We start from the raw sequence: 5,629 nt of genomic DNA, 5'->3' as shown, positions 1-5,629 counted from the left end.
TCCGCCACCCCGTGGTGTGGTCTGGTTTTTACAGCTGGTTTCAAATTTTGTGCAGTCAATACGTCCCGTTTTCCCGGGGGTGTTGGTTGTGTCTGTTTTACTTCAACGGAGAGTTTGATCCTGGCTCAGGATGAACGCTGGCGGCGTGCTTAACACATGCAAGTCGAACGATGAACCTCACTTGTGGGGGGATTAGTGGCGAACGGGTGAGTAACACGTGAGTAACCTGCCCTTAACTCTGGGATAAGCCTGGGAAACTGGGTCTAATACCGGATATGACTCCTCATCGCATGGTGGGGGGTGGAAAGCTTTATTGTGGTTTTGGATGGACTCGCGGCCTATCAGCTTGTTGGTGAGGTAATGGCTCACCAAGGCGACGACGGGTAGCCGGCCTGAGAGGGTGACCGGCCACACTGGGACTGAGACACGGCCCAGACTCCTACGGGAGGCAGCAGTGGGGAATATTGCACAATGGGCGAAAGCCTGATGCAGCGACGCCGCGTGAGGGATGACGGCCTTCGGGTTGTAAACCTCTTTCAGTAGGGAAGAAGCGAAAGTGACGGTACCTGCAGAAGAAGCGCCGGCTAACTACGTGCCAGCAGCCGCGGTAATACGTAGGGCGCAAGCGTTATCCGGAATTATTGGGCGTAAAGAGCTCGTAGGCGGTTTGTCGCGTCTGCCGTGAAAGTCCGGGGCTCAACTCCGGATCTGCGGTGGGTACGGGCAGACTAGAGTGATGTAGGGGAGACTGGAATTCCTGGTGTAGCGGTGAAATGCGCAGATATCAGGAGGAACACCGATGGCGAAGGCAGGTCTCTGGGCATTAACTGACGCTGAGGAGCGAAAGCATGGGGAGCGAACAGGATTAGATACCCTGGTAGTCCATGCCGTAAACGTTGGGCACTAGGTGTGGGGGACATTCCACGTTTTCCGCGCCGTAGCTAACGCATTAAGTGCCCCGCCTGGGGAGTACGGCCGCAAGGCTAAAACTCAAAGGAATTGACGGGGGCCCGCACAAGCGGCGGAGCATGCGGATTAATTCGATGCAACGCGAAGAACCTTACCAAGGCTTGACATGAACCGGAAATACCTGGAAACAGGTGCCCCGCTTGCGGTCGGTTTACAGGTGGTGCATGGTTGTCGTCAGCTCGTGTCGTGAGATGTTGGGTTAAGTCCCGCAACGAGCGCAACCCTCGTTCTATGTTGCCAGCGCGTTATGGCGGGGACTCATAGGAGACTGCCGGGGTCAACTCGGAGGAAGGTGGGGACGACGTCAAATCATCATGCCCCTTATGTCTTGGGCTTCACGCATGCTACAATGGCCGGTACAAAGGGTTGCGATACTGTGAGGTGGAGCTAATCCCAAAAAGCCGGTCTCAGTTCGGATTGGGGTCTGCAACTCGACCCCATGAAGTCGGAGTCGCTAGTAATCGCAGATCAGCAACGCTGCGGTGAATACGTTCCCGGGCCTTGTACACACCGCCCGTCAAGTCACGAAAGTTGGTAACACCCGAAGCCGGTGGCCTAACCCCTTGTGGGAGGGAGCTGTCGAAGGTGGGACTGGCGATTGGGACTAAGTCGTAACAAGGTAGCCGTACCGGAAGGTGCGGCTGGATCACCTCCTTTCTAAGGAGCACCTACAACTACCTTGCCTCATGTATGTGAGTGTTCAGGGGTTGTCAGGAGTACGCCCGTTGCGCAGACGCTAGTTCTGCGGCGGGTGCTCACGGGTGGAATATCAACAAATAGGTGCCTGGCGGCACGTGCCGGCAGCAAGTACGGATCTTCCTTCGGGCGGGTCCTGGAACGCGGCTGGAATGTTTCGCTGGGTAGTGTTTGGCACACTGTTGGGTCCTGAGGCAACAGGACCATGGCTCATTGGCCGGATTCCCTTACGGGGGAGTCTTTGGTGGTGGGGTGTGGGACTTGTGTTTCTGGTTTCCTGGCTGCACCGAGCGCGCACGTGTGTGTGGGGTGTGTGGTATGGGGTTGTTGTTTGAGAACTACATAGTGGACGCGAGCATCTTTTATAAGAAGCAATTTCCAAGAATATGAACCTGGATCTGTGCCGTTGCGTTGGTTGTGCCCTTTGGGGTGTGGCTTGGGTGGCGGTGTGGTTTTCGTGGTTCTCTCGAAAATTAGTTTTTTTGATCTTTTGTGGTCAAGTTTTTAAGAGCACACGGTGGATGCCTTGGCATTAGGAGCCGAAGAAGGACGTAGGAATCTGCGATAAGCCTGGGGGAGTCGATAACCGGACTGTGATCCCAGGGTGTCCGAATGGGGAAACCCCGCCAGGGGCGCGAGCTGCCTGGTGACCCGCATCTGAACACATAGGGTGCGTGGAGGGAACGCGGGGAAGTGAAACATCTCAGTACCCGCAGGAAGAGAAAACAATAGTGATTCCGTCAGTAGTGGCGAGCGAACGCGGATCAGGCTAAACCGTTCCATGTGTGATAGCCGGCGGGCGTTGCATGGTCGGGGTTGTGGGACTTCCCATTCTGTCTCTGCCGGGACAGTGGGGTGTGTAGTGCAGGCATAGGTGAACGGTCTTGAAAGGCCGGCCAGAGAGGGTGTGAGCCCCGTAACCGAAATGTTGTGTACCGCCCGGGGAGTATCCCAAGTAGCACGGGGCCCGAGAAATCCCGTGCGAATCTGTCAGGACCACCTGATAAGCCTAAATACTCCCTAATGACCGATAGCGGACCAGTACCGTGAGGGAAAGGTGAAAAGTACCCCGGGAGGGGAGTGAAACAGTACCTGAAACCGTGTGCTTACAATCCGTCGGAGCCAGTCTGATTCTGGTGACGGCGTGCCTTTTGAAGAATGAGCCTGCGAGTTAGTGTTACGTCGCGAGGTTAACCCGTGTGGGGAAGCCGTAGCGAAAGCGAGTCTGAATAGGGCGTTGCAGTGGCGTGATCTAGACCCGAAGCGAAGTGATCTACCCATGGCCAGGTTGAAGCGACGGTAAGACGTCGTGGAGGACCGAACCCACTTCAGTTGAAAATGGAGGGGATGAGCTGTGGGTAGGGGTGAAAGGCCAATCAAACTTCGTGATAGCTGGTTCTCCCCGAAATGCATTTAGGTGCAGCGTTGCGTGTTTCTTACCGGAGGTAGAGCTACTGGATGGCTAATGGGCCCTACAAGGTTACTGACGTCAGCCAAACTCCGAATGCCGGTAAGTGAGAGCGCAGCAGTGAGACTGTGGGGGATAAGCTTCATAGTCGAGAGGGAAACAGCCCAGACCACCAACTAAGGCCCCTAAGCGTGTGCTAAGTGGGAAAGGATGTGGAGTTGCGAAGACAACCAGGAGGTTGGCTTAGAAGCAGCCATCCTTAAAAGAGTGCGTAATAGCTCACTGGTCAAGTGATTCCGCGCCGACAATGTAGCGGGGCTCAAGTACACCGCCGAAGTTGTGGATTTCAGATATTAGCTAAGCCGCCCCTTGTGGGTTGGTTCAGGCGTCTGGAGTGGTAGGGGAGCGTCGTGTGGGCAGTGAAGTCGCGGTGTAAACCAGCGGTGGAGCCTACACGAGTGAGAATGCAGGCATGAGTAGCGAAAGACGGGTGAGAAACCCGTCCGCCGAATGATCAAGGGTTCCAGGGTCAAGCTAATCTGCCCTGGGTAAGTCGGGACCTAAGGCGAGGCCGACAGGCGTAGTCGATGGACAACGGGTTGATATTCCCGTACCGGCGAAAAACCGCCCATGCTGAACAGGGGATACTAACCGCCCGAAACCTGCCCGATCGCCCTTGTGGTGTGAGGGTTTTGGTGGAGCGCGGGACCTGATCCTGGGAGGCAAGCGTATTAACAGGTGTGACGCAGGAAGGTAGCCGAGCCGGGCGATGGTTGTCCCGGTCTAAGGATGTAGGGCGAACGGTAGGCAAATCCGCCGTTCATGATGCCTGAGATCCGATGGGACTCCCGTAAGGGGGGATTCGGTGATCCTATGCTGCCTAGAAAAGCATCGACGCGAGGTTTTAGCCGCCCGTACCCCAAACCGACACAGGTGATCAGGTAGAGAATACTAAGGCGATCGAGAGAATTATGGTTAAGGAACTCGGCAAAATGCCCCCGTAACTTCGGGAGAAGGGGGGCCCCCATCGTGATGGACACTAGCTGTCCGGAGCGTGCAGGGGCCGCAGAGACCAGGGGGAAGCGACTGTTTACTAAAAACACAGGTCCGTGCGAAGTCGCAAGACGATGTATACGGACTGACTCCTGCCCGGTGCTGGAAGGTTAAGAGGACCGGTTAGCCGCAAGGCGAAGCTGAGAATTCAAGCCCCAGTAAACGGCGGTGGTAACTATAACCATCCTAAGGTAGCGAAATTCCTTGTCGGGTAAGTTCCGACCTGCACGAATGGAGTAACGACTTCCCCGCTGTCTCAACCATAAACTCGGCGAAATTGCAGTACGAGTAAAGATGCTCGTTACGCGCAGCAGGACGGAAAGACCCCGAGACCTTTACTATAGTTTGGTATTGGTGTTCGGAGTGGCTTGTGTAGGATAGGTGGGAGACGTTGAAGCCCGGACGCCAGTTCGGGTGGAGTCATCGTTGAAATACCACTCTGGTCACTTTGGACATCTAACTTCGGCCCGTAATCCGGGTCAGGGACAGTGCCTGATGGGTAGTTTAACTGGGGCGGTTGCCTCCTAAAAAGTAACGGAGGCGCCCAAAGGTTCCCTCAGCCTGGTTGGCAATCAGGTGTCGAGTGTAAGTGCACAAGGGAGCTTGACTGTGAGAGAGACATCTCGAGCAGGGACGAAAGTCGGGACTAGTGATCCGGCGGTACATTGTGGAATGGCCGTCGCTCAACGGATAAAAGGTACCTCGGGGATAACAGGCTGATCTTGCCCAAGAGTCCATATCGACGGCATGGTTTGGCACCTCGATGTCGGCTCGTCGCATCCTGGGGCTGGAGTAGGTCCCAAGGGTTGGGCTGTTCGCCCATTAAAGCGGTACGCGAGCTGGGTTTAGAACGTCGTGAGACAGTTCGGTCCCTATCCGCTGCGCGCGCAGGAAATTTGAGAAGGGCTGTCCTTAGTACGAGAGGACCGGGACGGACGAACCTCTGGTGTGTCAGTTGTACTGCCAAGTGCACCGCTGATTAGCTACGTTCGGATGGGATAACCGCTGAAAGCATCTAAGCGGGAAGCTCGCTTCGAGATGAGATTTCCATACACCTTGTGTGTGAGAGGCCCCCAGCCAGACCACTGGGTTGATAGGCCGGATGTGGAAGCGAGGACTAACGACTCGTGAAGCTGACCGGTACTAATAGGCCGATAACTTACACCACACACTCTCTTCGTGAACGGATTCAAAAGACGTTCACACCATGAAGAGAGTACAAAGAAACAAGACTGCTTGCGTCCACTATGTGGTTCCCAAACAACAAACCCGTTGTTCAAGGAACCAAACCAACTGAATAACACCACAGTTGTAACACCAGATTTCCCACCCCCGCAGGGGGCCCGGGAGCAAGGGTTACGGCGGTCATAGCGTGGGGGAAACGCCCGGTCCCATTCCGAACCCGGAAGCTAAGACCCACAGCGCCGATGGTACTGCACCCGGGAGGGTGTGGGAGAGTAGGTCACCGCCGGAACATCATTAAACGGTCGAGGACCCCCAACA

3 rRNA genes are annotated in these 5,629 nt (G+C 55.6%); all 3 read left to right on the top strand.

Annotated elements, in window-relative coordinates:
- Positions 1-102: 102 nt before the first annotated feature.
- The 3 genes from ACZY0Y_RS19475 to rrf all read left to right on the top strand — a co-directional run bounded on the left by ACZY0Y_RS19475 (position 103) and on the right by rrf (position 5,600).
- Positions 103-1,626 (top strand): 16S ribosomal RNA (locus ACZY0Y_RS19475).
- Positions 1,627-2,159: 533 nt separating this feature from the next.
- Positions 2,160-5,294 (top strand): 23S ribosomal RNA (locus ACZY0Y_RS19470).
- A 189-nt stretch (positions 5,295-5,483) separates the two neighbouring features.
- Positions 5,484-5,600, top strand: a 5S ribosomal RNA gene (rrf, locus tag ACZY0Y_RS19465).
- The 16S, 23S and 5S rRNA genes sit together here, the layout of an rRNA operon.
- Positions 5,601-5,629: the final 29 nt, after the last annotated feature.

Source organism: Pseudarthrobacter kochi (assembly GCF_055412805.1).
The sequence above is the reverse complement of the archived record's forward strand: the minus strand, read 5'-3'. Positions and strand labels throughout refer to the sequence as shown.